Genomic DNA, 26,399 nt, shown 5'->3' with positions numbered 1-26,399 from the left:
GATTCCTTAGGGTCAAATGCGTGTCATGCTATCACTCATTTGACCCAGAGAGAATCGGCCCGCGATCAGCTTTTGAGTTCGCGCAGGGGCAACCCATATTGCTTGCCGTTGATAATGACCTTCAGACAGGCAGAAGAGACATCAAAATTACTCTCGTTAGCCAGCGTGCCCTGAATTAACAGCTCATCGTTGTTATTAAAGCCGTAGCCGACTTTGTTGTTGCCTTCCCAATGCTGATGAAAAGCGTAATCGGTTTTGGCGTTAAGCGCCGTATTTTGCGCAGCATCACAGGCCAGGTAGTTGTTCTTGTTATCCGCAGCTAAGGCGCGGATAAAGCGAAAATGCACGCCGTTCTGAAACTGGTCGACCACGTTGGTGTCGATAAGCACGACGTTATGCGTGGAGTAACCGGGCAACCTGACGTAAACATCAGCTTTACCATTGCCCAGACGTTCGACCCAAACCTTGCTCACAGGCGACGAGCCTTTACTGGCCCAGGTGACGCCGACATCCAGCTCAAGAATGCCATGAGCATCAATGCGCTGAAACCAGAGATCAGCCACGCCTTCAGCCGTACGGGTTGTCGATGCCGTGGCTGTCTCCCTGATGACATTGTAGCCAGCAGAACCGATGACGCGCAGATGGGCCTGGCTACCTATGCCCGGCAGTTCAATCATTCCCAGTTTGAACCAGCTCTCTTTCTCGGCAAAATTGGAGAGGTGCACCTGACTGGTTTCATAGAGATAGTTCAGCGAACCGTTGACATTGACGCCGTGGTTGGCGATATCCACATCGCCCAACTCATATTCTGATAAATAACGGTCACCCACCGGTGAAAAATCCATGCTGGCGCCCGACTGCAAATTACGTTGTAGCGTTATCGCACGGGTGTAGTGGCATTTCATCGGCTGCATGGTGCTTTCAATACTCAACGCATCGATAATCCACTGGCCGTTAGAAATGTCACCTGGATAGTCGCAATGCTCAATCCAGCCGTTGCGGATCAGGGATTGGGTTGCACGCTGTAAATCAATGACCGGCTTATTTTTGCAGTTCTGCGCGTTGAAATTAGAGAGCTCGATGGCGGTGAGATGATTCCAGCCGTGTTCGCCGTCGGTCCAGAAGCCGTAGATCACCGTATCCTGACAATCGCTGGCATACCACTGGTCGATTTTACAGTCGAGCGTATCGAGCACGCTGATGCAACGACCGCCGACCTGATCAAAGTTTACGCAGCTGACGCGCAGATACTGGCCCTGAGCGGTGTGATTGCGATAAAAACCCTTGGTGTTGCTTTGTACATTGTATTCACCATTGAAATTGATGCCGACTATCTCTACCCGTTTAGCCAGAACATCAAAAACGTACTCGTTGTTTTTCCGATCGGAAACCAGCTGTGTGGCAGCAAAATAGCCAAAATCCACGGCGGCACCAGAGACCTTGAAGTGTGAGACTGAGGTATTGGCGATATTAAGCGTTGAAAGCAGGAATTTTCCGGCGGGAAAGCGTATGCCCACGGTTTTAAAACGCGCGTTGCTTTGTGCCCAGTTGTGCATGCGCTTTACCGCCTCGGCACAATCTTTATCACCGCCCTCAATGGCGCCAAAATCCAGCACGGTCAGCGCGTTATAATCGGTGATGTTTCGCTTCCAGCGTTTGCCGCCCACGGTGACGATCACCACGCCATAATCCTCTTTGCTGGAATCGTTGGGATGGTAGACAAACAGCCCGCCGCCCACCCGGCTATTATTGGAATATTCCAGCACCACGGCCATATCACCGGGAGCAGAGGGTTCGGTTTTGCGCAGCGTATCAATGTCGGGCACCTGCGTGACGCTGATGTTTGCGCCACCGCCGCTACCGGTCAGGCTGGCCAGTTCAATCAATACCTTACCAAAGTCGAGCGGATTGCCTTGTTTGTCCATTACGCGCAGGCTGTTGGCCGACGCGGCAGGGGTATTGCGGTTATCGTTCGCCATTAAAGGTTCCTTGAGGATTGATGAAAAAAGAGACAGCTGATTGAGTATATCGATTTACAGACGCAGCGGGAGCCAGGGCCAGTGAGATAGCAGTCTTGAAAGCCAGTGATATTAACTGGCTGAAATAACGCTATTTCTATCAATGCCACGCAGAGCGCGGCGACAGATTTTGGCGATGCTTTACAGAATTTCCTTATGCTTGCTCTGTCAGGCAATGGACCTGAAAAGCCAGCTGCAGCAGGCGCAGAGGAAGGGGAGAATGATTATCCGCGCTTATCCACCGCTGCATCCAGGCTAAGATCAAGGCAGGAAAACAAGGAGAAGGTATGGTCGACGTACATTCTGCTGCCACACGCAGCAAAAACATGCGCGCAATTCGTACGCAGGATACCGCCATTGAACTGCGGGTGGCGGCGCTACTGGAACAACGCGGCTTCACCTTTCACGCGCAGGATAAAACTCTGCCCGGCAAGCCCGACTTTGTGGTGCCGGAACATCAGGCGATTCTGTTGGTGCACGGCTGTTTTTGGCATCACCATCACTGCTACCTGTTTAAGACGCCAGCCACGCGCACGCAGTTCTGGCTGGATAAGATCGACGGTAACGTGACCCGTGACACGCGTGACCGCCAGGCATTACGCGAGCAGGGCTGGAAGGTGCTGGTGGTGTGGGAGTGCGCGCTGCGCGGCAAGCTCAGGCTGGACGATCAGGCGATCGGCGATCGACTGGAAGAGTGGCTGTTTACCATCGATGGCGCTGCAGAGATAGATTACCAGGGCATTCATCTGCTTAAGCCAGCTAACCCGGCGTAATTTCCACGGCGACGATTGCCATATTGATACATAATTGCTTAGATCGATGGTTTCCCATCGGCAAACACAGGCGGGCGTGATGGCCACAGTGAAATTGACGGTACGCAGGCTTTACCGGCTTCAGGATGAGCGCATGGTCAACGCGCAGGCAACGGCGCGCATCTACGTTGGCGACACGCTGATTGCCAGCGAGGAGATTGGTGGCATGACGGAAAGCCCGGTCAGTAAATATCTGCATCATCAACTGTCGGCGACGCTGCCGGTGCGTGTCGAGTGGGATTGTAATGGCATTGCCGATATGGCAGTGACCGATATTGCCCTCTGTCCATGCTGCCAGCATGACGGGCACGAATAAAATAAGGAACAGATTTTGGCCGCGAGCAGCTTACTGACGTTATTAGATGATATTGCCACCCTGCTGGATGATATTTCCGTGATGGGAAAGATAGCGGCGAAGAAAACCGCAGGAGTATTGGGGGACGACTTATCGCTTAATGCGCAGCAGGTCACCGGCTTTAAAGCCAACCGTGAATTGCCCGTGGTCTGGGGCGTCGCAAAAGGGTCTTTTCTCAACAAGCTGATTCTGGTGCCGCTGGCGCTGGTGATCAGTGCCTTTGCGCCCTGGGCGATTACGCCCTTGCTGATGATTGGCGGCGCCTACCTCTGTTATGAGGGGGTTGAGAAGGTAATGCACAGCTTCCACAAGGACAAGTCGCAGGAGAGCGCCGATGCGCGCCAGCAGCGCCTGCAAAAGGAGATTGAAAAAGATCCTGCCGCCTACGAAAAGAAAAAGATCAAAGGCGCGGTCCGCACCGACTTTATTCTTTCGGCGGAGATTGTCGCCATTACGCTGGGCATCGTCTCGGAAGCACCGCTGCTGAATCAGGTGATTGTGCTGGCCGGCATCGCGATTCTGGTCACTATCGGCGTCTACGGCATCGTAGCCGGTATCGTGAAGCTCGATGATCTCGGCCTGTGGCTGCGTAAGAAGTCATCGTCGGTGGCACAGGGCATCGGCAGCGCACTGCTGTTTGCTGCGCCCTGGCTGATGAAAATTCTCACCGTGGTCGGCACGCTGGCGATGTTTCTGGTCGGCGGCGGCATTGTGGTGCACGGCATCGCAAAATTGCACCACTGGATTGAGGCGATGAGCCACGGCTACGGCGGGCTGGTTGCCATGCTGATCAGCAACGGCGCTAACCTGGTGATCGGCTTTATTATTGGTTCCATCGTGCTGTTGGTGGTAAATCTGATTGCGAAGCTACGGGGTAAATCAGTATAAAGGCAGGTTCAGGTACCTGAAGCAAAGGAGCAAACATGAACGACGACATTTTTGAATTTGATATCGATGCACAGCTGGAAGAGGCGCAAGCCAACGCCGAGAAAAAAGCCAGCGAAGTGCCTGCCGATCTCAGCGACGACGCAGATTGCGAAGGCTGCAAAATCTGACGGCACGCAGCGATCTGAAAAGCGGATAATCATTATCCGCTTTTTTTTTCGGCTTATTCTCAAAATCTCCCGCCATCTGCTTTGCACCTCGCCCGTTGCTGGGCAAATCGCCATAAGCTGCTATACCTAAAAAAACCTGATTTTTTCTGGAGGCAACAGCATGTATCTGGCAATTGGCGATGAAGTACGAAAAGAGGAAAATGGCCCGCTCATGATCGTGACCGGCTACGCCAGCGGCATGGTGGAGTGCTGCTGGCATGACGGCTATGCGCTGCAACGCGAAGCGTTTCGCAAGGATGAGCTGGTTCTGGCTGCGGCCATGCCGACATCGCTGGCCAGTTAAGCGTGCCTGCAGTACCAACCCGCCCGCCTCTGAGCGGGCTTTTCATTTTATCCGCGATAAGATAGACTTTTAGTTCATTTTGAACCAGCGGGTAATTTTTATGACAGCAGATCTCGCCTCACCAGATGCTTTTGCCCAACGTTTACAACAAGCCTGCGACAAGAAAGGGCTGGAAAGTCATGGCCGCGGCGTCGCCATTGCGCGCGCGCTGTCGGTGACGCCGCGCGCGGTAGGAAAATGGCTGAACGCCGAATCGGTGCCGCGTGGCGCTAAAATGGAACAGCTGGCGCAGTTTTTGGACGTGCCTCGCGAATGGCTGCAACTCGGCTACGTCTGGGACAACAACGTGCAAGCCACTGCGCAGCCGCAAGGTTATAACAGCTATCCGCTTATCAGCTGGGTCAGCGCGGGCTTGTGGAGCGAAGCGTTTGAGCCCTGGCCACACACGGAAGTTGATCGCTGGCCCTCCACCACGCGCCACGTCAGCGAGAACAGCTTCTGGCTGGAGGTCAAAGGGGATTCAATGACCGCACAGGTGGGTCTGAGCATTCCCGAAGGCATGATGATTCTGGTCGATCCTGAAGTTGCCGCCACCTCGGGCAAGCTGGTGATCGCCAAACTCACCGATGCCAACGAAGCGACCTTCAAACGTTATGTCGAAGATGGCGGTCGCAAATACCTCAAGCCGTTAAATCCCGACTATAAAATACAGGAGATTCATGACGATTGCCGCATCATCGGCGTGGTGGTGGAAGCGAAATGGGAGAATTTAGGTTAGTCGCACTCGTCACATAATGAACTAATAGTTCTTGTTATATGTGAACTTAAAGTACATTATTAACCTGTTGTCACTGAGCAGGAGGATAATAATGGAGTTAATAACAAATGCGCTGGTGGTGCTGTTTGGCGTGGCAAAAGGCTGTCTGGTTCATCTGACCGTGCAGGAGTGGAGCTGTCTGATTGGTGCATTTTGCGCCGCGCTTCGCGCCTTGATGATCTGGCGAGACAACCGTGCCGAACAGCGTAAACGCACAGCGCTATTGCAACGCTATTCATGTTCCGTCCGACCCACGCTTTTTCACCCCAACCCAAAAGCACGTACGCTGCCGCCACGTAAGGATAATGCGGGCAAGTAGGCCCGCACCGGCAAAGGAATGCCATGCCTTACGCGGCGGCGCCGTTTATACGTTGCCTTCGTTATCCTCTTCTACCGCCTGATAAATCCGCTGCAAAATATCCGGGAACGCCGACTGCACGCGACTCCAGCTGGGAATAAACGGCTTGTCATTGGGCCGCTCCATAAACGCCTGGCCCGCTTCGAGAATCGCCTGGGTAAACATCTCCACCGCGGCTTCTTCGCTGTGCTGATCGAACTTCAGGCCGTTCATCGTCGCTTCATGATTATAGATTTCCATCATATCCAGCGCGTTACGGTAGTAGGTTGCTTTCAGTACGCGGAAGGAATCGCTGGAGAGATGCACGCCCATAGTCGCCATTTTGCGCAGCAGCGACTGCACGATATCGCCGCTCATACGGCGCAGGCCGCCGGTGCCATCCTCTTCCGACAGCGGCTGATGCTTGTGGTCGTAATTGTGGGCGATCTCGACCTGACAGCTCTGGCGGGTGGTGTAATTACGGTAAATCTCCGACAGCACGCCAATCTCCAGCCCCCAGTCGCCCGGAATCTTAATGCCGTTCAGCACGTGGCTGCGCATGGCAAATTCTCCTGACAGTGGATAACGGAAGCTGGTGAGGTAATCGAGATATTCCGAATGGCCGTAGACCTGTTGCAGTGAACGCAGCAGCGGACCGACCAGCAGACGACCAACGCGGCCATTCAGCTTGTTATCGGACACGCGTGCGTAAAAGCCTTTGCAGAACTCATACTGAAATGACGGATTGGCCAGTGGATAGAGCAGGCGCGCCAGCATGCCGCGCTCATAGGTAACGATGTCGCAATCGTGCAGTGCTACGCAGTCGGAACGATCGGACGCCAGCGTATAGCCGGTGCAGAACCAGACGTTGCGGCCTTTGCCCGGTTGCGTGGGCGACAGGCCTTCTTTATCCAGCTCGGCGTCAATCGCCTTCAGGCGCGGACCATCATTCCATAAAATACGGTGGCGCTGCGGCAGGCGGGAAAAAAAGTCGCGGGCAAACAGAAACTGATCGCGATCGGCACGGTCGAGGCCGATCACGATCTCTTCCAGGTAGGGCACTTTCGCCAGTTCATCAACGATATGATTCAGCGCCGGGCCTTCCAGCTCGGAGAACAACGACGGCAACATTAATCCCATGGTGCGTTTACTGGAAAAACTCACCAGATCTTGTTCTAAATCCTCAACGGGGCGACCGGTTAAATTATGGAAGTTAGTGATAACGCCATTCTGGAAAAAATCACTCATTCTTACGCTCCGACAGAGAATAACGCAGCCTTACGGCTGAGTAATAAAGTAGTCCAGACCTTCACTCCAGCCCTGTGGGCCATGATGAGCGGTGTGGTAAACGCGTTGTTCATCGGTGCGCTGTAGCACAACCGGGTTCTTACTGTAGCCTTTGATCACCACCGCATAATCGACCACGTCGAGCATCGGCGCGTCGTTGGGACCATCGCCGAGGCCCAGCGTGACCGGCCGCTGCGGCAGCTGATCGAGCAGCCAGTTTACCGCCGCGCCTTTGCCGCTACCGGTGGCCATCACGTGCCAGAAGCGGCCGCCCTGGGTTAGCGACAGTCCATCGGCAGCCAGCGCCTCGCGGAAACGATCAAACTGCTCTTCGCTGTCGCGCCACACCAGCGCCTCAGAGGCTTCACGAATACGCGCCAGTTGTGCATCGCGCAGCGTCAGGCCAGTGATGTCAGAGACCTCTTTGTCGCTGAAATCGGCAAAGCCGGTGAAGCGAAACTGGTGTTCCAGACGACGCAGCGACTCAACAATATCGCTGTAGTCACGGGCATCGCCATTGACGATCGGGTTGCCCGTCGAGTCGGTTACATGAATACGTGCGCCGTTTTCGGCAATAAACGGCGTGCCCTCAATGCCCAGCTGTTTCTGGAGAGGCACAATCTCCGCGGCGGTTTTGCTTGAGCAAATCACCAACGGCACCTCATGTTCCTCCAGCCGTGCCAGCCAGGCTTCGGCCGCCTGCCAGCTATAGGTGTGATGATCGAGCAGCGAACCGTCGAGATCGGTGATGACCAACAGTGAATCCTGTAATGACAACATATGAAATCCTCCTCACCACTCTGCTGGCATAAGGGCTGACAGGTCGGTTAAGTATAATGGTTAACGCTAAATTGACAGGCGGCAGGGCGGATAGTTGGCGATTTATGTGCCGTAAACGGCCAGGAAATTTCTGAAAAAAAGGCAGCGGGCGGGCGAACAGGGCGGTAAAACGTCGTCAGAGGAGTCAACCGCATAAAACGCGAATTATCCGACTTTTGTTAGTGAAATGGCTGGCGTAAAATAGCGCAGTAAGAGAATTTCTCCTGCGTAACGAATTTGCAAAATAGTTTACCCGGCCTGGTGCCGGGTTTTTTTTATTCAGCGATCGCTCTCAGTGCAGCGGCAGTCGTGAATATCGAGTTCAAACGCATCGGCGAGTTGGCGACAGCTGCGCTCACGCGGCGCGCTGGTGGCCTGCATAAATTCCTGCATATCGCCCGATGTATGCCGCTGAATAGCCTGCAGCAGCGCGTCAACATCAACTTCGCACTGCGCCGTTTCATCCCGTTCCTGCTCTGTTGTCATGATCGATTCCTCCACCTGATAACACCCACACTATAGTTGCTCATCTTCTTTTCGTTTGCTTTACGCTTCACAGAAAGATTTCTGACAGGCGGGCAGGGTAGAATTTTTTCACAGCGCCACCCCCAAAAGGCGCAGTAACCTAAAAAGTAACAAGGATTTTGCCCGCGCAGCGCGGGCTTTTTTTATTCTCTGACCGCATTCCGCTGATACTTACCTTGTTTTACCTTCAGACCTCAGCATATCCTGCTGGAAATGCTATGTTTATTGCCTGTAGTCAAGACTAATAACCATGATGAGGACCTGTTTATGGATTTGTTACGCATTATTATTGCGATTATTCTGCCGCCGCTGGGTGTTTTTATGCAGGTGGGTTTCGCCGGGGCGTTCTGGCTCAATATTTTGCTCACGCTGTTAGGGTATATTCCGGGCATTATTCATGCCATCTGGATTATTGCCCGTCGCTAACCGCACGGCGCGCCGGATGAGCCTTATGCCACAGAGAGAGACTGTTCATGAAGGTAAACGATCGCGTTTCTGTTAAAACCGATGGCGGCCCGCGCCGCAAAGGCATTGTGTTAGCGGTAGAAGATTTTAACGAAGGCACCATGTATCTGGTGGCGCTTGAGGATTATCCGTTGGGGATTTGGTTCTTCAACGAGGTGGGGCACGCTGACGGCATCTTTGTTGAGCCGCTCGATCAGCCCGCCTGACAACAGGGGCCTGCATTGCAGGCCCCTTTTTTTTATCAGAAGGTTTCCCAGTTGCCGCCATCAGCGGCCAGCGCCGGACGCGGCGACAGCTGCGGCTTCTTCAGTGGGGCGCTGCCAGCGAGCGACTGCGGCGCTTCCTGCGCGGTGACGCGGAAGGTGGCAACCGCCTGGGTCAGTTTGCCTGCCTGATCTTCCAGCGAAGAGGCGGCGGCTGAGGCTTCTTCCACCAGCGCGGCGTTTTGCTGCGTGACGTTGTCCATCTCGGTCACCGCCTGGCTGACCTGCTGAATGCCGCGGCTCTGTTCGTCGGAGGCGGCGGCAATCTCGGCCATAATATCGGTAACGCGACGCACGGCATCGACTATATCGGTCATGGTGTTACCGGCATGGCTCGCCTGGTTAGAGCCTTTGCCGATCAAATCTACCGATTCCGCAATCAGTCCTTCAATCTCTTTCGCTGCCTGGGCGCTGCGCTGCGCCAGATTACGTACTTCGCTGGCGACCACGGCAAATCCACGTCCCTGCTCACCGGCTCGCGCTGCTTCCACGGCGGCGTTCAGCGCCAGAATATTGGTCTGAAAAGCGATGCTGTTGATCACGGTAGTAATTTCAGCAATTTTCTTCGAGCTGCTGGAGATATTGTTCATGGTATTAACCACGCCGCTGACGATATCACCACCGTTACGCGCCTTGCCGGAAGCATCGGCGGCCAGCTGGCTGGCGTGATGGGCGTTTTCAGCATTCTGTTTCACCGTGGCGGTCAGCTGCTCCATGCTGGCAGCGGTCTGCTCCAGCGCGGCGGCCTGTTGCTCGGTACGGGAAGAGAGATCGGTGTTGCCCGCTGAGATTTCACCGGAACCCTGGAAGATGGCCATTGCGCCTTCGCGTACGGTGCCCACGGTTTTCACCAGCGACTGCTGCATTAATTGCAGATTGTGGCCCAGCGAACCAATTTCGTTGCGTCCCCACTGCTGTTCCGGCTGGGTTAAGTCGCCTTGCGCAATACGTTCAATGCGATCCACTGACAGGCGTAACGGCGAAATAACAATGCGGCGCAGGGCCACAAAGGTCATCAGCACCAATACCAGCGCCAGAATAAAGGCACCGGCCATAAAGCTGTAACCCAGCGCGCTCTGCTGCGCGGCGTTGGTTTTAATCGCGTCGGCACGCTGAGTACGCAGCTTAATGGCCTGTAACAGCACGTCGTTATAAGCGTCATCCAGCTTGCGGGTTACGTCAGTTTCCTGAGCAATAACCCCTTCAAAACTGCCATCTTTGGCTGATTTCACCATCGGCAATAAGCCCTGATTAACGTAGGCGTCAAAATGTTCTTTTAACGGCTTATCAAGCGCAATGCCTTCCGGTTTTTTATTCGGGCGGTTGTAATAGATATTAAAACCTTCCTGTGCCTGCTGAATGCGTTTTTCTGTTTTTGCTAAGTTGGCGCGAAACTCATCCATTTCCCCGATACGCGCCGCGGCACCGGCATGAATAACATTCAGACGCGCGGTACGCAGGTGGTTTGAGCTGTTGGAAATGCCCATGCGAATCTGAATTTCCTGGTTAGACTGCGCCAGATAATCGTTACTTTTATTCAGAAACCAGCTCGCCAGGCCAATTGATAGCGCAAACAATAATAAAATGCCGGTGAAAATCGTGGCGAACAGCGGCATCAGCCGCACGTTTTGCCAGAAACCCACGCTGCCGGGTGCGGCAGTAGACGATGTGTTATTCATATCCTTTGCTCTCATTCAGGGGAAGGGGCTGCCGTTAGTCTGCTAATAAGATCGGCAAGGCCGGAGAAAGGATGAGCGTAAAAAGTGCGATCTTCATCGCACTTCAGGCATAAAAAAAGCCGACGAGCGTCGGCTTTTTGTTCAGGCTGCGGGCAGTAATCAACGGATGTTGACGTAAATCCCGGAGGTGACGTTGTCAGTTAAGCGAACCACATGATAAATAACCTGCTTATTATGGGTTTTGATTTTACGCTTAATATTTCCCTTATGAGAGGAAACCGTCTTAGCCTTTATTTGCATCTTATCCGAAATCTGAATGGTATCGTGCCCGGACATCCACATTTTCAGCATATTTGATTCAGTCTGACTCAGGGTCAGTGGATGAATGTCGAGCCCGGCAGAAATCCGTGGCGATGCATTAATTTTCTTTTGCAGATAGGTGCTCAGTAATGAATCCAGTGTCGACGTCTTGACCGATTTTGATGTAATAATCAGGTTCTTACGAACGTAGAGATATTCCTCAAAATGGATGTTTGAAATCGCCATAAAAATTAGAAAAAGTGTTTCAGGATGCTGATTAATTATATTTCTGATGCGTTCGCTGGCGTCTGTTTCATGAATGAAGCAATCTTCGTTGATAAATACAACGCCTGGCTGAAGTTGTTGGCATTTTGTGTGTAGTTGTTCAATATCTGCAACGGAATAAATATTTTTCTTTTTGACTCCTTTCACGGACATATAGTCCATTAAACCCAGTCGTGTGTAGTTGCATGAATCCATAATAATCGTTGGCATGTTAGCGACCCTCACCAATTTGTTATCCGTTTAAATCAACGATGAATAGGTAGTATTTGAGAGAGATTTCGATCGACATCAATAATGTGCCTCTTCAGAAAGGCCTGGTGTGCCCCTTCAAAAGTCATCTCTTCTTCCATAATATTGCTGCATAGTTGGGTTATTGCGATGTCAAAATGCTCGTATGCCGCCGGTCACACGCCAGCAAAATAGCTTGCCGGTAAGGTGTGACACTGCACATATTGGTTAAACGTTTTGCGAGCGTTGTCACTATCGCGCAGAAGCCGGAACTTTCTGATAGGACAATTCTTAAAAACATTTAAATCCCGAATGTGTGACGGTTTTAAGCGTGTTGACAATGCCGTAAAAAATGATTTTACACAAGAAAAATTACACTTGAGTCTTTTTCCTTTAAAAACAACCAGTTGATTTTTTTTGCTGCAAAATCAGTACTGGACGTAATCCTAAAATCACCGCGGTAAAATACTTGAAGCCAGCCTTAATAAGAATATTTTTCAGATAAAAAGCCGCTTTATCAGAATTTCCTTAGTGAAATTCTAAAAAAAATGGTGCGAAAAACAGGCTGATTGATTTTGAACGCTTAACTATCGATTAGTAATAATGTGTAAACACTTAACTATTAATTCGGGGTAATTCAGAAAGGATCTCAGAAAGTAAATCAAATACTTCACTAAAGAGATGTTCGCAGAACGGCGCAACTAAGGGCATTAACAGACCCATGGTCATAATGCCGATGGATAAGGTCACTGGAAAACCGATAGCAAACACCGACAGTTGAGGTGTAACACGGTTTAACAAACCCAGGGCCATATTTAAGGTGAGGAGGATAATTATTAAGGGTAACGCTAACATCATGCCATTAAGGAAAATTAGCCCTGCTGCTTTCGCCAGTGCCATGAAAGCATTGGAGTTTACCAGGGTCCCGCCGATCGGTAAGGTGTGAAAACTGTCTGCCAACAGCGAGATCAACCATAAATGCCCGTTGAATGACAGAAACAGTAGCATGGCGAGCATATCAAGGAAACGAGCAAGTACCGGCATGTTGAGCCGGCTCCCAGGATCGAAAAAAGTTGCAAAGGAAATGCCCATTTGCAGGCCGATAATTTCCCCTGCCAGGCGCACTGCGGCAAAGGCGAACTGCATGGTAAAGCCAATAGCCACGCCGATCAGCATCTGTTGCAGCAGCAGGCCAAAGCCGTTGGCCGAGAAGATAGTGACGTTCACCGGCGGCAGCGAAGGTACCAGCAGCCAGGTGATCATCACCGCGAGGCCGATTTTCACCTTTTTACTGATACTGCGCTCACTCAGGATGGGAGCGGTAGTAATTAATGCCAGTACACGGGCCAGCGGCCAGAAAAACTGACTGACCAAAAGCATTAGCTGGCCGCTCTCGAAATTAATCATTAGCCGATCATATTCGGGATATTAGTAAATAATGTACGCATATAGTCGAGGATCAGGTTCAACATCCACGGACCAGCGATAACTGCGGTCGCCGCAACGGCGAGAATTTTCGGAATGAATGACAGTGTCTGTTCGTTAATCTGGGTCGCCGCCTGCAGCAGGCTGATAAACAATCCGCTGACCAGCGCCGCCAGCAGCAGCGGGGCGGCCATAATGAGCGCGACTTTCATCGCCTCATGGCCCATAGCCATAATTGATTCTGGTGACATGGTAAGAGTCCCGGTTATGGCCGCGTTACGCCGCCGTTGCAGAGGGTGATCAGGAGTAGAAGCTTTGCGCCAGTGAACCAATCAGTAGCTGCCAGCCATCCACAAGAACAAACAGCATCAGTTTGAAGGGCAGTGAAATACTAGCCGGTGGCACCATCATCATCCCGAGAGCCATCAATACGCTGGCGACCACCAGGTCAATAATCAAAAATGGGATAAACACGGTAAAGCCAATCTGGAACGCCGTTTTCAGTTCGCTGGTGACATAAGACGGCAGCAGGATGCGCATCGGCACCTCTTCCGGCCCGGCGAGCGGAGCCGTATTAGCCAGGCGAGCAAACAGGGCGAGATCCGCTTCACGGGTTTGACGCAGCATAAAGGCGCGCAGCGGCTGGATGCCTTTGTCGATGGCCACTTCCATGCTGATCTTGTCCTGGCTGAACGGCAGATAGGCATCCTGGTAAATTTTGTCGAACACCGGCGCCATAATAAAGAAGGTTAAAAACAGCGCGAGCCCCATCATCACCTGGTTTGGCGGTGCGGATGGCGTGCCCAGTGCGTTACGCAGCAGGCCGAAAACGATGATGATGCGGGTAAAGCTGGTCATCATCAGCAGAATAGCGGGCAGGAACGTCAGCGAAGTAATAAATACCAGCGTCTGCACCGGCAGCGACCAGCTCTGGCCGCCGTTAGCCAGGGGCTGACTGACCAGACCCGGCAGCTGGGCATGAGCAGCCGGAACCGCCAGCATCAGTAGTGGCAGCAGTATCAACAGGCGTCGAATCATTGCGGTTTACCGGGACGTTTAATTAACGTCTGAAGAATCTGGCGAAAATCTGCCGGGGCGGGAGTATCAGACGCTTCAGCCTGAGGTTCACGCGGTGGCAGGGTATGCAGATGGGTGATCTGCTGAGCAGTGACGCCCAGCACCAGCCGCGCGTCCTCAACATCAACAATCACCACGCGTTCGCGCTGGCCGACGGTCACGCTGGCGCTGACGTTCAGCCCGCGCAGGTTGCCGCGCTTTGGCGCAAAGCCGGTACGACGAGCCAGCCACGCACAGACGAGAATCAACATCACAATCAGCGCCAGCACGCCGCTGACCTGGGTTAATACCGAGCCGGGCGACATCGCCGGCGCGCTGATACTCTCTACCTGCTGGGTTTGGCTTTTCATACTTAACGGCTCAGGCGACGCATGCGTTCAGAAGGCGTGATGATATCGGTGATACGCACACCGTATTTATCCGCCACCACCACCACTTCGCCCTGGGCGATGAGGTAGCCATTAATCAGGATATCCAGCGGCTCGCCGGCCAGGCCATCCAGTGATACCACCGAACCCTGCGTCAGGCGCAGCAGCTCTTTGATGGTCATCTTGGTACGACCCAGCTCAACGGTGAGCTTAACGGGAATGTCCATGATCAGGTCGATATCCTGCAGCGAGCTGCCGAGATCGCCTGCTTCCAGCGACTTAAACACATTGTCAGTAGACGCGGCAGGCGTGCTGGTCTGCTCGTTCATTGCCTCAGCCCACAGATCGTCCGCAGAGACATCATCGGACGGCTTATTACTGTCACTCATCGGGCTGTTCCTCATTAAGCGAATTCAAAATTGGGTTAATCAAATGCTCGACACGCAAGGCGTACTGGCCATTGATGGTGCCATACTGGCTGGTCAGCACCGGCACACCGTCGACGTGCGCAATAATTCTGTCTGGTTTGTCTATCGGTAATACATCGCCAGGCTTCAGCTGCAAAATCCGTGACAGGCGCAGCGAGACGTCGGCGAAGTTGGCAATCAACTCCAGCTCTGAATGCTGAACCTGCTTCACCAGCGTGTCACGCCAGTTACGGTCTTCCTGTCGCGAGTTCTCCAGCGGCGGGTTAACCAGCAGTTCACGCAGCGGTTCAATCATCGAAAACGGAATACAGATGTTGAACTCACCCACCAGGTTGCCAATCTCCACCTGGAACGGCGTGGTGACGACAATGTCGTTCGGTGAGGTGGTGATGTTGGTGAACTTCACCTGCATCTCGGAACGCACATACTCTACGTCGAGCGGATAAATCGCTTTCCATGCATCACTGTAGCCTTCCAGCGCCAGCTTAAGCATGCGGCGGATCACACGCTGCTCAGTATGAGTAAACTCACGGCCTTCCACTTTGGTCGGAAAACGACCGTCACCGCCAAACAGGTTATCCACCGCAATGAACACCAGGCTGGGTGAAAACACAAACAGAGCGGTGCCGCGCAGCGGTTTCAGGTGGATCAGGTTCAGGTTGGTCGGCACCGGCAGGTTGCGGGCAAACTCATGGTACGGCTGAATCTTGATCGCCCCTACGCTGATATCCGGACTGCGGCGCAGCAGGTTAAACAGGCCCATACGAAACTGACGGGCAAAACGTTCATTAATGATTTCCAGCGCCTGTAAACGCTCGCGCACCACGCGACGCTGGGTATTCGGGTCGTAAGGGCGAATGTTGCTCTCACCAACCGTACTTTTACTCTCATCTTCCGCGCTGTCACTATCGCCGTTCAGCAGCGCATCGATTTCAGCCTGGGAAAGAATGCTATCGCCCATTGATTCACCTCAAAATGAAGGCAGTAAACAGCACATCGCTTACTACCTGCGGAGGTTGACCTTTCACCAGCGGAGGCGCCAGTACCTGAATAATCTGTTTGACCAGCTCTTGCTTGCCTTGTTCAACCGCCAGACCTTGTGCGTTCTGACGAGAGAGCAGCAGCAGCAGACGGCTACGAACTTCAGGCAAATAATCATTCATCCGAACACGGGTCGCTTCATCGGGCAGACGCAGAGTAAACCCTACATACAGCACGCGATCGGGATCGTTATCGGGATTGACCAGGTTAACCGTAAATGTATCAAGTGCAAAAAATACCGGTGCCGGAGGCGGTTCCACTTTCGCGGCGGCCGCGGTGCCATGTCCGTCGGTTTTATTCATCATTCGCCAGACTGCATAGCCTGCCACACTACAAGCGGCCAGCGTCAATACCAGCAACACCGGGATTAAGATTTTACGTTTGCCACTTTTAGCTTTTGCGTTGTCAGCCATTTTTGCTGTACTTCCTGTGAATTTATCGACGGGCGGAGTGGCCCGGTAGAAGAGATTATCCCGCGTCTTAAGCCAAACCAATGGCAAGAAAAGACGCGGGTTTTGCGCTTACCTTCAGCGTTTGTCGCTGTCAGGCAAATATATCGACAGAGCCGCTGCCGTTCGCGCGCGCCTGGAGGGCTGCCGGGACGGCAATAGGCGTTATCTCGTGTTCATCATCCTGGCCGAGGCTGAACATCCCGCTTTGTGCATCACGGCGGTTCTCCTGCTGGCCAGTAAAGCCTTGATTCTGTGGCAGTGTTTCACCACTGACGTCGCTCTGGCCCAGGTTGATTCCGCTGTCCGCCAGGGCGGTTCTCAGCTGCGGCATGGCCGCTTCCAGCGCGGCACGCACCTGGCTGTGACCCGACACCATGCTCATTTGCGCCTGATCGTTGTCGATTTTCAGGCTGATCTGAATTGAACCCAGATCTTCCGGATGCAGGCGCAGCTCAGCGTGTTGCTGACCGTTGCGGCTGAACATCAACACCTGTTGGCTCAGCGCCTGCTGCCATTCCGGGCTGCCGAGCTGTGAATTGAGCTGCGGCGTCATCGGTGTGCTGGTGGTGGCCGACGCGGTGGGTGCCATCGCCATACTGCTGGCGCTGGTCAGCGTCACCGCAGCGCTGTTGTCATTCTGATCTTTGATGCTCTCTTTTAACGCGCCGCCCAGCATCTGCTGGAAGCTGGCGTCCAGCTGCTGCGCGTTGCTGTTACTGCTACCTGCCTGCAAGCCCATCGCGCCAGCGCCAGCGGCAGCGCTCGACGCCGTCGTGGTGCCGGACGTGCTGGCGCCCGCGCTGGTCAGCAGGCTGCCTGGCGTGGTGACGCCATCGTCATCGGTTTTACCGCTGGCAGAAGCCTTGCCCAGCAGCGCGCTCAGCAGTGCATTATTGCCGCCGCTTTTACCGCCGCCAGAAAGCAGAGACAGATCGCTGCTGGTGGCCTGCGTGACCTGCTGCGCCGCGGGCACGATCGGCGCCGCCTGCGGCAGCATGGCGAACAGCGCCTGCAAGGTCTGCTTGTCGCTGTCGGACAGCGCTTCCAGCGGCTGCTTCTCTTTATCATCGGCGGATTTCACCGCGCCTTTAGCATTTTCCGGCTGCAACAATGTGCTTAAGCTGCCCGGCTGCTCCAGCGAGGAGAGCAGGGCGCTCAGCTCGCCAACCGGCGTCGCTTTCTCATCGGCGGGCGCAGCTTTAATCGCCGCTTTGCCGTTTTCGGCACCGCTCTGCGCCAGCGCCAGCAGGCGATTGCCCAGCAGCGTGACAAATCCTTCCGGCAGTGCGCCGGTACCGTCGCCGGTCAGGGCATCGGTCAATCCGCTGGCATCGGCTTTGCCGGCATGAGCGCCAGCTTTGACACCGGTGGCAAGCAGGGGCAACGTAATCATTCGCCTTTCCTCAGTGCGGCCCGTTGGGCAAATTCATCCATCCGTTTCTGATCGAGACGGTTTTCTTGTTGTAGGTGTTGTACTTCCGCGCGCGAGATCAGCGTTTCGTAGGCATGCAGCCGCTGCTGTTTTTCGCGCCAGTGGCTCAGCGCTTTTTCCAGCTTCTGATTCCACTGCAGGAGCTGGCTGCGATGCTGATCGATCGCTTTTTCCAGCGTCTGAATAAACTGGTGGTAGTTGCTCCAGCGGTTGTTGGCGATGCCGCCGGACATATCGGTATTCAGTTTGTTGCGATACTCATCCTGATAATCCATCAGCATGGTGAGCTGTTCGTCCGCCTGCTTCTGGCCACGGCGCATATCGCCGAGATGAATCGCCGCTTTTTCCAGCTCCTGCTGTGCCAGATCGCGCAGGGTGTCAATTGCACTACCTGATGCCATGATTTAACTCCAACCGGCGTCAGCCGAAGATCGCCTGCAAGTGCAGGCAGGCATCGTCATAGCTGCTGCGTTCAAAAATGCCCTGCTGCAGGAACGATTCAAGTTCCGGGTAGAGCTTTATCGCTTTATCCAGCTGCGGATCGCTGCCATGCGCATAGGCGCCGACGCTGACCAAATCGCGGTTGCGCTGAAAGCTGGAAAGCAGTTGTTTAAATTGCCTCACGCGGGCGTAATGTGTTTCGTCGATTAGCGAGGTCATTGCACGGCTAATCGAGGCTTCGATATCAATCGCCGGATAATGGCCCGCTTCCGCCAGGCGGCGCGACAACACCACGTGACCATCGAGGATGGCACGCGCGGAGTCGGCGATGGGATCCTGCTGATCATCGCCTTCGGTTAACACGGTATAAAACGCGGTGATGGAGCCGCCGCCGTCAATGCCGTTACCGGCGCGTTCCACCAGCGCTGGCAGCTTGGCAAATACCGAAGGCGGATAGCCTTTGGTGGCCGGTGGTTCGCCGATAGCGAGGGCGATTTCACGCTGTGCCATGGCATAACGGGTCAGGGAATCCATGATCAGCAGCACGTGCTGGCCGCGGTCACGAAAATCTTCGGCGATGCGTGTAGCGTAGGCGGCACCCTGCATACGCAGCAGCGGCGAGACGTCAGCCGGGGCGGCGATGACCACCGCGCGGGCGCGGCCTTCGGTGCCGAGAATATTTTCAATAAAGTCTTTTACTTCGCGACCACGTTCGCCAATCAGCCCGACCACAATGACGTCCGCTTTGGTGTAGCGCGCCATCATGCCGAGCAGTACGCTTTTGCCAACGCCGGAACCGGCAAACAAACCCATACGCTGACCGCGACCGACGGTGAGCAGGGCGTTGATCGCCCGCACGCCGGTGTCGAGCACATCGGTGATTGGCGTACGCTGCAACGGGTTAAAAGGTGGCGTGATCAGCGGAGCGCGGTAGCCGGTATCGGGCGCGGGCAAACCATCCAGCGGACGCGCCTGGCCATCAAGTACGCGGCCCAGCAGTTCCGGACCTAGCGGCAGCTGTTTGCCGCTTTGCGCGTTATCACCGCTGACGCGGGCAAACACGCGTGCGCCGGGCAAAATGCCTTCCACTTCTTCCAGCGGCATCAGAAACAGCCGCTGTCCATTAAATCCCACCACTTCGCTTTCCACTTCGGTCACGCCGCGGCCATCGTTACGTTCAATCACGCAGGTGGCGCCGAGCGGCAGCTGCAGACCGGTCGCCTCCAGCACCAGGCCGGTAGCACGCACCAGCCGACCGTAACGGCGCACGTTCGGCACTTCGGGAATGCGTTTTTCAAACGCGTCGAGCGTACCCAACCAGCGGGAAAGACGTGATGAGGTCATTACAGTTCTCCTGGCGCGGCAAGGCGGCAGAGTTCGTGCCAGCGTGTGGCAACGCTGGCGTCAAGATCGCCATCTTCAGCGGTGACTTTGCATCCGCCCGGATGCAGCGTGCTGTCGGCCAGCAGTCGCCAGCCGTGCATATCCAGCGTTACGCCCAGCGTCTGCTCGATGCGCGGCAGATCGTCCGGGTGTACTCGCAGCTGCGGTTTACCGCTGAACATCGGCTCCTGTAGCAGCATGTTCTGAATCTGCTTCAGCAGCGCGGAGCCATCAATTTGCGTGGCCTGACCAATGACCTGACGCGCGGCGGCCAGGGCCATCTGCATCAGGCGGGCGGCGATCACGCTGTCGAGCGCTTCCAGCGTGTGCTGGAATTCGGTCACCATCTGCTGCATGCGCGCCTGCAATGGCGCCTGCTGCTGCTGGGCTTCCAGCAGACCCTGTTGAAACCCAGCGTCGTAACCTGCACGCTGACCTTCACTCAGACCCTGTTGATGGCCTTCGCTGTAACCTTTGCCCTGTGCTTCCGTGCGCACCTGCATCTGCAGGCGCTCCAGCATCTGCTGCTGCTCATCGACCTGCTCTTCCGGCATGCCTTCCGACAGGCCTTCCGGCAGTACAATCGCTTCAAACGTTGGCTCATCGCTGCGGCCTAAATCCTGCGGCAGCCAGGGTTGCCATGGGCGGGCTGAAAAGGCATCAGACATAGGTTTCCTCACTGCTACCAATTACCATTTCGCCACTCTCTGCCAGGCGACGCACGACCAGCAGAATCGCTTTCTGTTCGCCTTCTACCGCAGACATACGTACCGGACCGCGGTTGGCGAGGTCGTCGCGCAGAATATCGGCTGCACGGTTCGACATGTTCTTGAGGAACTTCTCGCGCAGCGGCTGCTCGGCGCCTTTCAGGGCGACCAGCAACTGCTCCGATTCCACTTCCTGCAACAGGCGCTGGATACTGCGGTCGTCGACATCCACCAGGTTTTCGAACAGGAACATCTCGTCGATGATTTTCTGTGCCAGCTCGCCGTCGAACTCGCGCACTGCCTGCATAACCGCTTCTTCCTGGTTGGTTTTCATCAGGTTGATGATCTCCGCTGCGGTTCTCACGCCGCCCATCTTCGCCCGCTTGAGGTTCTGACCATCAAGCAGCGAGTTGAGCACTTCGGTCAGCTCGGCCAGCGCGGCTGGCTGGACGCCGCCAAAGGTGGCGATACGCAGCATCACATCGTGACGCAGGCGATCGTCGAACTGCGCCAGAATGTCGGCCGCCTGAGAACGCTTCAGGTGCACCAGAATGGTGGCGATGATCTGCGGATGCTCGTCGCGGATCAGGTCGGCCGCGCTCTGCGGCTCCATGAAGTTTAGCGTTTCCATACCGGTGGTGGTTTCGCGCGTCTCGAGGATATCTTCCAGCAGCGTCGACGCGCGCTCTTCGCCCAGCGCCTTGATCAGCACTGAACGCAGGTAATCGTTGGAGTTGAGGCTCAGCGCCGCAAACTGCTCGGCATCCATCTCAAACTCGCGCAGCACTTCAGTCAGCTGCTTGTGTGAAATCTGATGCATGTTGGCCATCGCCGCACTGAGGTGCTGTACTTCGCGGGCGCTGAGGTGCTTGAACACCTCAGCCGCGCGCTCTTCACCAACGGTCATCATCAGGATGGCGCTTTTTTCGGTTCCGGTCAGACTCATAGTTCGTTACTCATCCATTGGCGGATAACCAGCGCTACAACGCGCGGATCGTTCTCAGACATATCGCGGATACGCTGGCTCATCACTTCGGCGCTCATGCGCTGCTGAGATTTACGTTCCTGATCCTGCTCATCTTTACTCAGCGTGACCGAGTAGGCCTCGCCATCTTGTTTCGGCTCGCTGCGTGCGGCAGTGGCGTCGATTATCGCCTGTTCCTGCAGCTGTTTCTTCTTCAGCAGCGGACGCACCAGCTTGCGGTAGAGGATGAAGGCAACCAGCGCTACCAGCAGCCAGCGACCGGCATTCATCATCTGGTCGAAGAAGGCCTGCTGCTGCCAGAATGGCAATTCAGCAATGCTGTTGTCTTCGGCACTGAACGGCGAGTTCACCACGTTAACGCTGTCGCCACGGTTGGTAGAGAAACCGATCGCTTCACGGGTCAGGTCGTCGATCTGTTTCAGCTGTGCTTCAGTCAGCGCAATCGCCTTGCCTTTCGCATCGGCGCGGTAGTTCACCACCACGGCTACCGACAGACGCTGCACATCACCGACGTTCATTTTGGTGTGGCGAATCGTACGGTCCAGCTCGTAGTTAGTGGTGTTGTCCTGACGCGTATTCGACGGGCCAGAAGCACGTGCCGTGGTGCTGGCACTGGTGCCGGCGTTCGCGTTGTTCGATGCACTACCGTTCTGTCCCGCCTGACCATTTTGCGCGGTGTTCGCCGCTGGCGTAGTCAGTGGGGCGCTGTTTGCGGGCGCCGGTTGGTTAGAAAGTGCACCCGGCACGCCGCCCGGATATGGGCTACCAATCTGTTCGCTGTTGCTGCTCTGACGTGAACGGATGGCGCTGTTTTCTGGCGAACCGTTCGGCTTATATTGCTCATCGGTCTGCTCACGAGTATCGAAGTTAATCTGCGCGGTGACCTGCGCATGCACGTTGCCCATGCCAACAATTGGATTCAGAATCGCTTCGATACGCTGCTGGTAGCGGTTTTCTACTTCGCTGGCGTACTTCAGCTGCATATCATTCAGATCGCGGCCTTCCGAATCGGAGCGGGTTAACAGACGACCGGTCTGATCAACCACGGTAACGTTGCCCGGCGGCAGGCCGGCAACGCTACTTGAAACCATATGAACGATGGCGCTGATCTGGCCTTCATCCAGGGCGCGACCCGGTTGCAGATTCAGCGTTACGGACGCTGAAGGCGCTTTCTGCTCACGTACAAACAGGGTCGGTTTTGGCATTGCCAGGTGAACGCGCACGTTCTTAACCGGACCCAGCGTTTCGATGGTACGAGCGAGTTCACCTTCCAGCGCACGCTGGTAGTTAATCTGCTCACTGAACTGGCTGATACCAAACTTCTCTTTGTCCAGCAGCTCAAAGCCAACCGATCCGCCTTTTGGCAGACCCTGCTGCGCAAGGCGCAGACGCAGCTCGTGAACATTTGCCTCAGGTACCATCAGCGCGCCTTGCTCAGCAAAGCGGTAAGGGATGTTCATCTGTGTCAGCTGGGTGACAATGGCACCGCCATCCTCATCGGAGAGGTTGTTATAAAGGACGCTGTAAGCGGGTGACTTCGCCCATAACACCATAGCGATCACAACGGCGATAGCAGCTGCGGCGGCGATGATCAATGGAATACGGGGATTAGCGCGCAGACGTGCTAACAGGTCACCTAAGCCCTTCTTTTGTTCGGAATCCTGTGTTGCGGTAGCATTCATGACCCATTCCTGCCTGACGGTTGACCCGACTTAATGTGTAGTGGTGACAAAACTGACTCCCTGATACGACGGCTTTATTAAGTTCCACCCCAATGGAGTGCCATTATTTTCCTAAACCGAAATTTCGATGGGTGGATAAGCCATGCTTTTTGATGTCATTTACAGCCTTTGTCTCATTGACAATGTGCTAACTTCTCTTCCATCGAAAAAATATCCCGTAGCAAACCGAGGCAACAATGGCGATTCAGGGCATCGAAAGTATGATTCAACAGCTGCAGCAAACCGCGCTGCAGGCGGGCAATCAGAGCAGTAAAGCGAATGAAGGCCATGCCGATTTCGCCGCAGAAATGCGTTCAGCGCTGGATAAAATCAGCGAGACGCAAAACAGCGCACGTCAGCAGGCGCAGGATTTTGAATTAGGTAAGCCGGGCATCGCGCTAAATGATGTGATGGTCGATCTGCAAAAGTCCTCTATCTCTATGCAGATGGGCATTCAGGTGCGTAACAAACTGGTCAGTGCCTACAGCGATATTATGAATATGCAGCTGTAACATCGCGCATCTGCAGGCGCGCCGTGTTGCGGCCAGCCTGCATGCCACGCCCTTAAATGAGCACGGCGTACAGGATCGCGGGTGGACAGCCGCCGCGATAATCATGCACATCGCCTTGTTTTCGCGGCACCCGTTGTTGTCATTTCCCCCATAATCTGGCGCGCTCGCGCTGCTTTGCCGGTCTGCAAACTGACCAGGGCAGAGTTGCACGCAGCGGATGTGTCATGCGGCTTCCAGTCTCTGAAAAGGGCCGGGCTGTGCGTTCAACCGCAGCGATCTCAGGATAAAGTAATGAAAAAAAAACTGCTTGCCGTGGCCCTGATGCTGCTGGCTGGCTGCGCCACCAAACAGTATCCACAGGCACCCGCGATCACTGCTGAAGAAGCTGCCGCCTTTGATTGCCGGGCGCTGGAACAGGAAATTGCCAGCGCGCGTAGCGTACAACATGAAATCGATGAAACCGGACGCTTCGATGTGCTGACGGTGATGGGTTTTGTCGGTGATTTCGGTCTGGGGAATGGCATCGCCAAAAGCCGCGCTACCGGCAAAGCGCAGGCGCGATTGCATCAGCTTAACCAACTGAAAACGGCACAGTGCGCCGGAGCGGTTACGCCTGCCAGTGCGGGCTGATCGACACGGAAATCACCTGCGCGTGGCCACCGTTGTTCATACAAAAGCGCATAAAAAAAGGCCGCTTGCGCGACCTGTCTCTGTTTGTTCCACCACGGCGACTCAACATCACCAGACCCATTGGCGACGAATTGTCAGGGTGGTGCGGCTGTCAATGTAGTCAATCCCACTGCGACTGATAATAGTGACATTATCAGGGTAATCAGTATCAGCTCACTTCCTTACAAAGAGATTGTTATTTTTCTTGCCTGCCCGCATCTGCGCCTCATCACCATTTAACTTTATCGTCGACGCTCATCTTTAAGATGTCTGGTAACGCTATGGCGTAGCCTGCCCCTTTCATCGCCTATCTCGCGGTTACTGCTTTGGTCGGCTTAGCGTGCCCAACGTTATAAAGCGGCGTGATGCTTCCACCGCCATACAGGCCACCTGTTGCAGCAAGGATACTGCGCTCATTTTCTCTACGTGCATGGCGACGCGCCCGGCAACGTTGTCTTGCATTCATCATGACCTCTCTTTGTCCGGTACAGACGTTATAACCACAAGCGGTAACTGGATTTTTTATCCAGCGGTCGCCCGGCATAAGGTATCAATAACGTTGAGTGTTAAAGCACATTGGCTTCGTGACGGTTAATGCTACCTGTTAGTGAAATAAATAATACCTTTTGGTATTGATTTCAGCAAAGAGTATTGGCAGCTAATCAATAGCTAAACGCATAAATGCTTGCTATGAAAAGAAAAATATTTTCGACAGGAGGAGGAGATTGCGCGGAAAAGTATCGATTGAAATGGATTGATGCGAATAATTAACGTCACTGCCTTGTAATTTCTTCATTCTGTGGCACAGTATTAAAACACTGTATATAAAAACAGTTTACTGGATTATCGTGAGATAACCCATTGATTAATCTCGTCACGAAACGGAGGAGTTGTGGCTATAGCGTTGCTGAGAACAGGAAAAGGAGGATATGTTGAATACGTCCCGCCGGCACGGGACGAGCGCTATTTTCTACGTTTTAAATCGCGAAGAAGAAAAACAGCAACGCCGATGAGTTCGGCAGAGGATGAGATATCCAGCAAGGGAACGCGTGGATCATCTACTGCAAGAAATCCAGATTCTCCGCCATCCAAAAAGCGATAGATTGAATATGATGAATTGACTTTCGCATAGACCAGATCGCCATTGCCGGGCTTTTCACCGGTATCGATAACCACGATGGTTCCCGCTGGTGCTTCTGCGCATCCGCTGTTTCTTGGCAGGACGTAAGCCCTGCAGTCGTTGCTCTTAACAACGTCAGGAACATACACTTCTTGTCCAGTCCTGCCATCCTGATCCCAGATGCTGACAGAAAATACGCCGCCTGGCTGCATGCTGTTTGCTGGAGGATGTGGGTAACTCATCTTTCCGCCAGCGTCCATTTCCCCAACGCCATTTGCAAGCCAGTCAATATTGACTGACAAAGCATTAGCGATATCCACCAGCTTGGTTGAGCCCTTCGCCTGTCCGTTCGCAAGTCGCCAGATAGTAGGTTGAGCAACGCCAGACGCTTTAGCTAAAGCACCCTGAGAGAAATTACGCGCAGTCATGGCCTGCGTGAGCCGTTCAGCAAGAGTTGTTTTCATGAGAGGCAATTTATAGCCGTGCGTATTGCACGTCAATTGCAAAAAGGTATTGCATTGCATAATACTTATTGGTATTGTTTGTGGCATGCAATACGAATGTGAATAATTGATGCCGGTCAGAATCACTATAAAGCCGTCATCATCACAACAGGGAGCCGGTAAAACGCCTGTTCCCGCACAGGGCGATGCATCCCACTACGTAGCGCAAGTGACACGGTGGCGGAATTGATGCTTTTGACCTTTTTGCGAACGTTAAAGCACAAGCGCGTCTTCCTGATTAGGCAGACCGCATATAGCAAGTTAAGCACGACCGCTCTTTATCAATCTGAACCCTCACCCTATGCCGAGAAGGCGTCTGGTGAAAAATTACGTGACCTGCTCACCGCACTGTCGCACCGGTTAAATACTGGTTGAGGCATTATCGGCTACAGGACGCGAAAAAAAGCAACGAGGTTGAAAGCAACCGGTTCAACCGAATCGTTGTAACAGGCACTGATAAAAGCGCCGCCGCTGTTGATGTCGATACTGCGTGAACGCGAAAACGTCAGTGAAATCATTATTTCGATGTTACTGACGTTTAACGAAA

The 26,399-nt window shown here is 54.1% G+C and carries 32 protein-coding genes; 11 read left to right on the top strand and 21 right to left on the bottom strand.

What is annotated here, in order from left to right; genetic code table 11:
- Positions 1-65: 65 nt before the first annotated feature.
- Positions 66-1,979, bottom strand: coding sequence for a hypothetical protein (locus ACJY2L_RS02825; protein WP_439212300.1), 1,914 nt, complete (start codon positions 1,977-1,979; stop codon positions 66-68).
- A 326-nt stretch (positions 1,980-2,305) separates the two neighbouring features.
- Here ACJY2L_RS02825 and ACJY2L_RS02820 point away from each other — a divergent pair, with 326 nt between their 5' ends.
- The 7 genes from ACJY2L_RS02820 to ACJY2L_RS02790 all read left to right on the top strand — a co-directional run bounded on the left by ACJY2L_RS02820 (position 2,306) and on the right by ACJY2L_RS02790 (position 5,719).
- Positions 2,306-2,791: a very short patch repair endonuclease gene (locus ACJY2L_RS02820; RefSeq protein ID WP_439212299.1), complete on the top strand. Its 486-nt coding sequence runs from the start codon at positions 2,306-2,308 to the stop codon at positions 2,789-2,791.
- Between the two features lie 79 nt (positions 2,792-2,870).
- A complete protein-coding gene (locus ACJY2L_RS02815) occupies positions 2,871-3,146 on the top strand; it encodes a hypothetical protein (RefSeq protein ID WP_439212298.1) in 276 nt (91 codons plus the stop codon).
- Positions 3,147-3,161: 15 nt separating this feature from the next.
- Complete coding sequence (locus tag ACJY2L_RS02810) at positions 3,162-4,073, top strand: DUF808 domain-containing protein (protein ID WP_067431754.1); 912 nt, start codon at positions 3,162-3,164, stop codon at positions 4,071-4,073.
- A 35-nt stretch (positions 4,074-4,108) separates the two neighbouring features.
- The gene (locus ACJY2L_RS02805) at positions 4,109-4,240 is read left to right on the top strand and encodes a hypothetical protein (protein ID WP_262385609.1); all 132 of its coding nucleotides are present in this window, start codon (positions 4,109-4,111) and stop codon (positions 4,238-4,240) included.
- A gap of 160 nt (positions 4,241-4,400) precedes the next feature.
- Complete coding sequence (locus tag ACJY2L_RS02800; protein ID WP_067431752.1) at positions 4,401-4,583, top strand: YodC family protein; 183 nt, start codon at positions 4,401-4,403, stop codon at positions 4,581-4,583.
- A gap of 100 nt (positions 4,584-4,683) precedes the next feature.
- A complete protein-coding gene (locus ACJY2L_RS02795; protein ID WP_439212297.1) occupies positions 4,684-5,361 on the top strand; it encodes a LexA family protein in 678 nt (225 codons plus the stop codon).
- A 91-nt stretch (positions 5,362-5,452) separates the two neighbouring features.
- Positions 5,453-5,719, top strand: a complete 267-nt coding sequence (locus ACJY2L_RS02790; RefSeq protein ID WP_439212296.1) for a hypothetical protein — start codon at positions 5,453-5,455, stop codon at positions 5,717-5,719.
- A 45-nt stretch (positions 5,720-5,764) separates the two neighbouring features.
- Here the strand turns inward: ACJY2L_RS02790 and ACJY2L_RS02785 are convergent, their stop codons facing one another.
- The 3 genes from ACJY2L_RS02785 to ACJY2L_RS02775 all read right to left on the bottom strand — a co-directional run bounded on the left by ACJY2L_RS02785 (position 5,765) and on the right by ACJY2L_RS02775 (position 8,329).
- Entirely contained in the window at positions 5,765-6,985 is a 1,221-nt protein-coding gene (locus ACJY2L_RS02785) for a glycosyl transferase (RefSeq protein WP_209501835.1), read from the bottom strand.
- A gap of 30 nt (positions 6,986-7,015) precedes the next feature.
- Positions 7,016-7,804, bottom strand: coding sequence for a mannosyl-3-phosphoglycerate phosphatase-related protein (locus ACJY2L_RS02780; RefSeq protein ID WP_439212295.1), 789 nt, complete (start codon positions 7,802-7,804; stop codon positions 7,016-7,018).
- 318 nt (positions 7,805-8,122) lie between these two features.
- Complete coding sequence (locus tag ACJY2L_RS02775) at positions 8,123-8,329, bottom strand: DUF2525 domain-containing protein (RefSeq protein WP_439212294.1); 207 nt, start codon at positions 8,327-8,329, stop codon at positions 8,123-8,125.
- A 306-nt stretch (positions 8,330-8,635) separates the two neighbouring features.
- Here ACJY2L_RS02775 and ACJY2L_RS02770 point away from each other — a divergent pair, with 306 nt between their 5' ends.
- Complete coding sequence (locus ACJY2L_RS02770; protein WP_071852512.1) at positions 8,636-8,794, top strand: YqaE/Pmp3 family membrane protein; 159 nt, start codon at positions 8,636-8,638, stop codon at positions 8,792-8,794.
- 47 nt (positions 8,795-8,841) lie between these two features.
- The gene (gene dsrB, locus ACJY2L_RS02765) at positions 8,842-9,039 is read left to right on the top strand and encodes a protein DsrB (protein ID WP_439212293.1); all 198 of its coding nucleotides are present in this window, start codon (positions 8,842-8,844) and stop codon (positions 9,037-9,039) included.
- A 35-nt stretch (positions 9,040-9,074) separates the two neighbouring features.
- On the opposite strand, the gene ACJY2L_RS02760 is transcribed toward dsrB, so the two are convergent.
- From ACJY2L_RS02760 to fliF, 15 genes are all read right to left on the bottom strand, one after another.
- Positions 9,075-10,775 carry a methyl-accepting chemotaxis protein gene (locus ACJY2L_RS02760; RefSeq protein ID WP_439212292.1) on the bottom strand — a complete coding sequence of 567 codons (1,701 nt, stop codon included), beginning with the start codon at positions 10,773-10,775 and terminating at the stop codon, positions 9,075-9,077.
- A gap of 159 nt (positions 10,776-10,934) precedes the next feature.
- Positions 10,935-11,570, bottom strand: a complete 636-nt coding sequence (gene rcsA, locus ACJY2L_RS02755; protein WP_439212291.1) for a transcriptional regulator RcsA — start codon at positions 11,568-11,570, stop codon at positions 10,935-10,937.
- A gap of 633 nt (positions 11,571-12,203) precedes the next feature.
- Positions 12,204-12,995: a flagellar biosynthetic protein FliR gene (gene fliR / locus ACJY2L_RS02750; protein WP_439212290.1), complete on the bottom strand. Its 792-nt coding sequence runs from the start codon at positions 12,993-12,995 to the stop codon at positions 12,204-12,206.
- On the bottom strand, positions 12,995-13,264 hold the full coding sequence (gene fliQ / locus ACJY2L_RS02745; RefSeq protein WP_067431724.1) for a flagellar biosynthesis protein FliQ: 270 nt from the start codon (positions 13,262-13,264) through the stop codon (positions 12,995-12,997). The genes fliR and fliQ overlap by 1 nt, the downstream gene beginning before the upstream one ends.
- Positions 13,265-13,313: 49 nt before the next feature.
- Positions 13,314-14,048, bottom strand: a complete 735-nt coding sequence (gene fliP, locus ACJY2L_RS02740) for a flagellar type III secretion system pore protein FliP (protein ID WP_439212663.1) — start codon at positions 14,046-14,048, stop codon at positions 13,314-13,316.
- Positions 14,048-14,440 (bottom strand): flagellar biosynthetic protein FliO, encoded by a 393-nt coding sequence (gene fliO, locus ACJY2L_RS02735; RefSeq protein WP_439212289.1) that lies wholly within the window; start codon positions 14,438-14,440, stop codon positions 14,048-14,050. Before fliO ends, fliP begins: the two co-directional genes overlap by 1 nt.
- Positions 14,441-14,442: 2 nt before the next feature.
- Positions 14,443-14,847: a flagellar motor switch protein FliN gene (fliN, locus tag ACJY2L_RS02730; protein WP_439212288.1), complete on the bottom strand. Its 405-nt coding sequence runs from the start codon at positions 14,845-14,847 to the stop codon at positions 14,443-14,445.
- On the bottom strand, positions 14,840-15,847 hold the full coding sequence (fliM, locus tag ACJY2L_RS02725; RefSeq protein ID WP_439212287.1) for a flagellar motor switch protein FliM: 1,008 nt from the start codon (positions 15,845-15,847) through the stop codon (positions 14,840-14,842). The genes fliN and fliM overlap by 8 nt, the downstream gene beginning before the upstream one ends.
- Before the next feature lie 4 nt (positions 15,848-15,851).
- Positions 15,852-16,340 (bottom strand): flagellar basal body-associated protein FliL, encoded by a 489-nt coding sequence (fliL, locus tag ACJY2L_RS02720; protein ID WP_439212286.1) that lies wholly within the window; start codon positions 16,338-16,340, stop codon positions 15,852-15,854.
- 130 nt (positions 16,341-16,470) lie between these two features.
- The gene (locus ACJY2L_RS02715) at positions 16,471-17,772 is read right to left on the bottom strand and encodes a flagellar hook-length control protein FliK (protein WP_439212285.1); all 1,302 of its coding nucleotides are present in this window, start codon (positions 17,770-17,772) and stop codon (positions 16,471-16,473) included.
- Positions 17,769-18,212 (bottom strand): flagellar export protein FliJ, encoded by a 444-nt coding sequence (fliJ, locus tag ACJY2L_RS02710; protein WP_067431702.1) that lies wholly within the window; start codon positions 18,210-18,212, stop codon positions 17,769-17,771. The genes ACJY2L_RS02715 and fliJ overlap by 4 nt, the downstream gene beginning before the upstream one ends.
- A gap of 19 nt (positions 18,213-18,231) precedes the next feature.
- Positions 18,232-19,596: a flagellar protein export ATPase FliI gene (gene fliI, locus ACJY2L_RS02705; protein ID WP_439212284.1), complete on the bottom strand. Its 1,365-nt coding sequence runs from the start codon at positions 19,594-19,596 to the stop codon at positions 18,232-18,234.
- Positions 19,596-20,303, bottom strand: coding sequence for a flagellar assembly protein FliH (fliH, locus tag ACJY2L_RS02700; protein ID WP_439212283.1), 708 nt, complete (start codon positions 20,301-20,303; stop codon positions 19,596-19,598). The genes fliI and fliH overlap by 1 nt, the downstream gene beginning before the upstream one ends.
- Positions 20,296-21,288 (bottom strand): flagellar motor switch protein FliG, encoded by a 993-nt coding sequence (fliG, locus tag ACJY2L_RS02695; protein WP_439212282.1) that lies wholly within the window; start codon positions 21,286-21,288, stop codon positions 20,296-20,298. Before fliG ends, fliH begins: the two co-directional genes overlap by 8 nt.
- The gene (gene fliF / locus ACJY2L_RS02690; protein ID WP_439212281.1) at positions 21,285-23,009 is read right to left on the bottom strand and encodes a flagellar basal-body MS-ring/collar protein FliF; all 1,725 of its coding nucleotides are present in this window, start codon (positions 23,007-23,009) and stop codon (positions 21,285-21,287) included. Before fliF ends, fliG begins: the two co-directional genes overlap by 4 nt.
- Positions 23,010-23,245: 236 nt before the next feature.
- Here fliF and fliE point away from each other — a divergent pair, with 236 nt between their 5' ends.
- The gene (gene fliE / locus ACJY2L_RS02685) at positions 23,246-23,560 is read left to right on the top strand and encodes a flagellar hook-basal body complex protein FliE (protein WP_439212280.1); all 315 of its coding nucleotides are present in this window, start codon (positions 23,246-23,248) and stop codon (positions 23,558-23,560) included.
- A 291-nt stretch (positions 23,561-23,851) separates the two neighbouring features.
- Entirely contained in the window at positions 23,852-24,190 is a 339-nt protein-coding gene (locus ACJY2L_RS02680; RefSeq protein WP_439212279.1) for a hypothetical protein, read from the top strand.
- Between the two features lie 357 nt (positions 24,191-24,547).
- Here ACJY2L_RS02680 and ACJY2L_RS02675 read toward each other — a convergent pair whose 3' ends face one another.
- Together ACJY2L_RS02675 and ACJY2L_RS02670 are read right to left on the bottom strand one after the other, a co-directional pair.
- A complete protein-coding gene (locus ACJY2L_RS02675; RefSeq protein WP_187488738.1) occupies positions 24,548-24,691 on the bottom strand; it encodes a hypothetical protein in 144 nt (47 codons plus the stop codon).
- A 501-nt stretch (positions 24,692-25,192) separates the two neighbouring features.
- Positions 25,193-25,939, bottom strand: a complete 747-nt coding sequence (locus ACJY2L_RS02670) for a helix-turn-helix domain-containing protein (protein WP_439212278.1) — start codon at positions 25,937-25,939, stop codon at positions 25,193-25,195.
- Positions 25,940-26,399: the final 460 nt, after the last annotated feature.

This window comes from Duffyella sp. Ts4 (genome assembly GCF_051851875.1).
Lineage (GTDB): Bacteria > Pseudomonadota > Gammaproteobacteria > Enterobacterales > Enterobacteriaceae > Duffyella > Duffyella gerundensis.
The sequence above is the reverse complement of the archived record's forward strand: the minus strand, read 5'-3'. Positions and strand labels throughout refer to the sequence as shown.

What these genes read in the sequence shown, in the direction of transcription:
- fliG (WP_439212282.1), bottom strand. Translation starts at nt 21,288, where the DNA reads ATGAGTCTGACCGGAACCGAAAAAAGCGCCATCCTGATGATGACCGTT.
- ACJY2L_RS02790 (WP_439212296.1), top strand. Translation starts at nt 5,453, where the DNA reads ATGGAGTTAATAACAAATGCGCTGGTGGTGCTGTTTGGCGTGGCAAAA.
- dsrB (WP_439212293.1), top strand. Translation starts at nt 8,842, where the DNA reads ATGAAGGTAAACGATCGCGTTTCTGTTAAAACCGATGGCGGCCCGCGC.
- ACJY2L_RS02800 (WP_067431752.1), top strand. Translation starts at nt 4,401, where the DNA reads ATGTATCTGGCAATTGGCGATGAAGTACGAAAAGAGGAAAATGGCCCG.
- fliI (WP_439212284.1), bottom strand. Translation starts at nt 19,596, where the DNA reads ATGACCTCATCACGTCTTTCCCGCTGGTTGGGTACGCTCGACGCGTTT.
- ACJY2L_RS02675 (WP_187488738.1), bottom strand. Translation starts at nt 24,691, where the DNA reads ATGCAAGACAACGTTGCCGGGCGCGTCGCCATGCACGTAGAGAAAATG.
- ACJY2L_RS02775 (WP_439212294.1), bottom strand. Translation starts at nt 8,329, where the DNA reads ATGACAACAGAGCAGGAACGGGATGAAACGGCGCAGTGCGAAGTTGAT.
- fliR (WP_439212290.1), bottom strand. Translation starts at nt 12,995, where the DNA reads ATGATTAATTTCGAGAGCGGCCAGCTAATGCTTTTGGTCAGTCAGTTT.
- fliQ (WP_067431724.1), bottom strand. Translation starts at nt 13,264, where the DNA reads ATGTCACCAGAATCAATTATGGCTATGGGCCATGAGGCGATGAAAGTC.
- ACJY2L_RS02805 (WP_262385609.1), top strand. Translation starts at nt 4,109, where the DNA reads ATGAACGACGACATTTTTGAATTTGATATCGATGCACAGCTGGAAGAG.
- fliN (WP_439212288.1), bottom strand. Translation starts at nt 14,847, where the DNA reads ATGAGTGACAGTAATAAGCCGTCCGATGATGTCTCTGCGGACGATCTG.
- ACJY2L_RS02760 (WP_439212292.1), bottom strand. Translation starts at nt 10,775, where the DNA reads ATGAATAACACATCGTCTACTGCCGCACCCGGCAGCGTGGGTTTCTGG.
- fliE (WP_439212280.1), top strand. Translation starts at nt 23,246, where the DNA reads ATGGCGATTCAGGGCATCGAAAGTATGATTCAACAGCTGCAGCAAACC.
- ACJY2L_RS02680 (WP_439212279.1), top strand. Translation starts at nt 23,852, where the DNA reads ATGAAAAAAAAACTGCTTGCCGTGGCCCTGATGCTGCTGGCTGGCTGC.
- fliM (WP_439212287.1), bottom strand. Translation starts at nt 15,847, where the DNA reads ATGGGCGATAGCATTCTTTCCCAGGCTGAAATCGATGCGCTGCTGAAC.
- ACJY2L_RS02815 (WP_439212298.1), top strand. Translation starts at nt 2,871, where the DNA reads ATGGCCACAGTGAAATTGACGGTACGCAGGCTTTACCGGCTTCAGGAT.
- fliL (WP_439212286.1), bottom strand. Translation starts at nt 16,340, where the DNA reads ATGGCTGACAACGCAAAAGCTAAAAGTGGCAAACGTAAAATCTTAATC.
- rcsA (WP_439212291.1), bottom strand. Translation starts at nt 11,570, where the DNA reads ATGCCAACGATTATTATGGATTCATGCAACTACACACGACTGGGTTTA.
- ACJY2L_RS02825 (WP_439212300.1), bottom strand. Translation starts at nt 1,979, where the DNA reads ATGGCGAACGATAACCGCAATACCCCTGCCGCGTCGGCCAACAGCCTG.
- fliH (WP_439212283.1), bottom strand. Translation starts at nt 20,303, where the DNA reads ATGTCTGATGCCTTTTCAGCCCGCCCATGGCAACCCTGGCTGCCGCAG.
- ACJY2L_RS02795 (WP_439212297.1), top strand. Translation starts at nt 4,684, where the DNA reads ATGACAGCAGATCTCGCCTCACCAGATGCTTTTGCCCAACGTTTACAA.
- fliO (WP_439212289.1), bottom strand. Translation starts at nt 14,440, where the DNA reads ATGAAAAGCCAAACCCAGCAGGTAGAGAGTATCAGCGCGCCGGCGATG.
- fliJ (WP_067431702.1), bottom strand. Translation starts at nt 18,212, where the DNA reads ATGGCATCAGGTAGTGCAATTGACACCCTGCGCGATCTGGCACAGCAG.
- fliF (WP_439212281.1), bottom strand. Translation starts at nt 23,009, where the DNA reads ATGAATGCTACCGCAACACAGGATTCCGAACAAAAGAAGGGCTTAGGT.
- ACJY2L_RS02785 (WP_209501835.1), bottom strand. Translation starts at nt 6,985, where the DNA reads ATGAGTGATTTTTTCCAGAATGGCGTTATCACTAACTTCCATAATTTA.
- ACJY2L_RS02770 (WP_071852512.1), top strand. Translation starts at nt 8,636, where the DNA reads ATGGATTTGTTACGCATTATTATTGCGATTATTCTGCCGCCGCTGGGT.
- ACJY2L_RS02715 (WP_439212285.1), bottom strand. Translation starts at nt 17,772, where the DNA reads ATGATTACGTTGCCCCTGCTTGCCACCGGTGTCAAAGCTGGCGCTCAT.
- ACJY2L_RS02820 (WP_439212299.1), top strand. Translation starts at nt 2,306, where the DNA reads ATGGTCGACGTACATTCTGCTGCCACACGCAGCAAAAACATGCGCGCA.
- ACJY2L_RS02780 (WP_439212295.1), bottom strand. Translation starts at nt 7,804, where the DNA reads ATGTTGTCATTACAGGATTCACTGTTGGTCATCACCGATCTCGACGGT.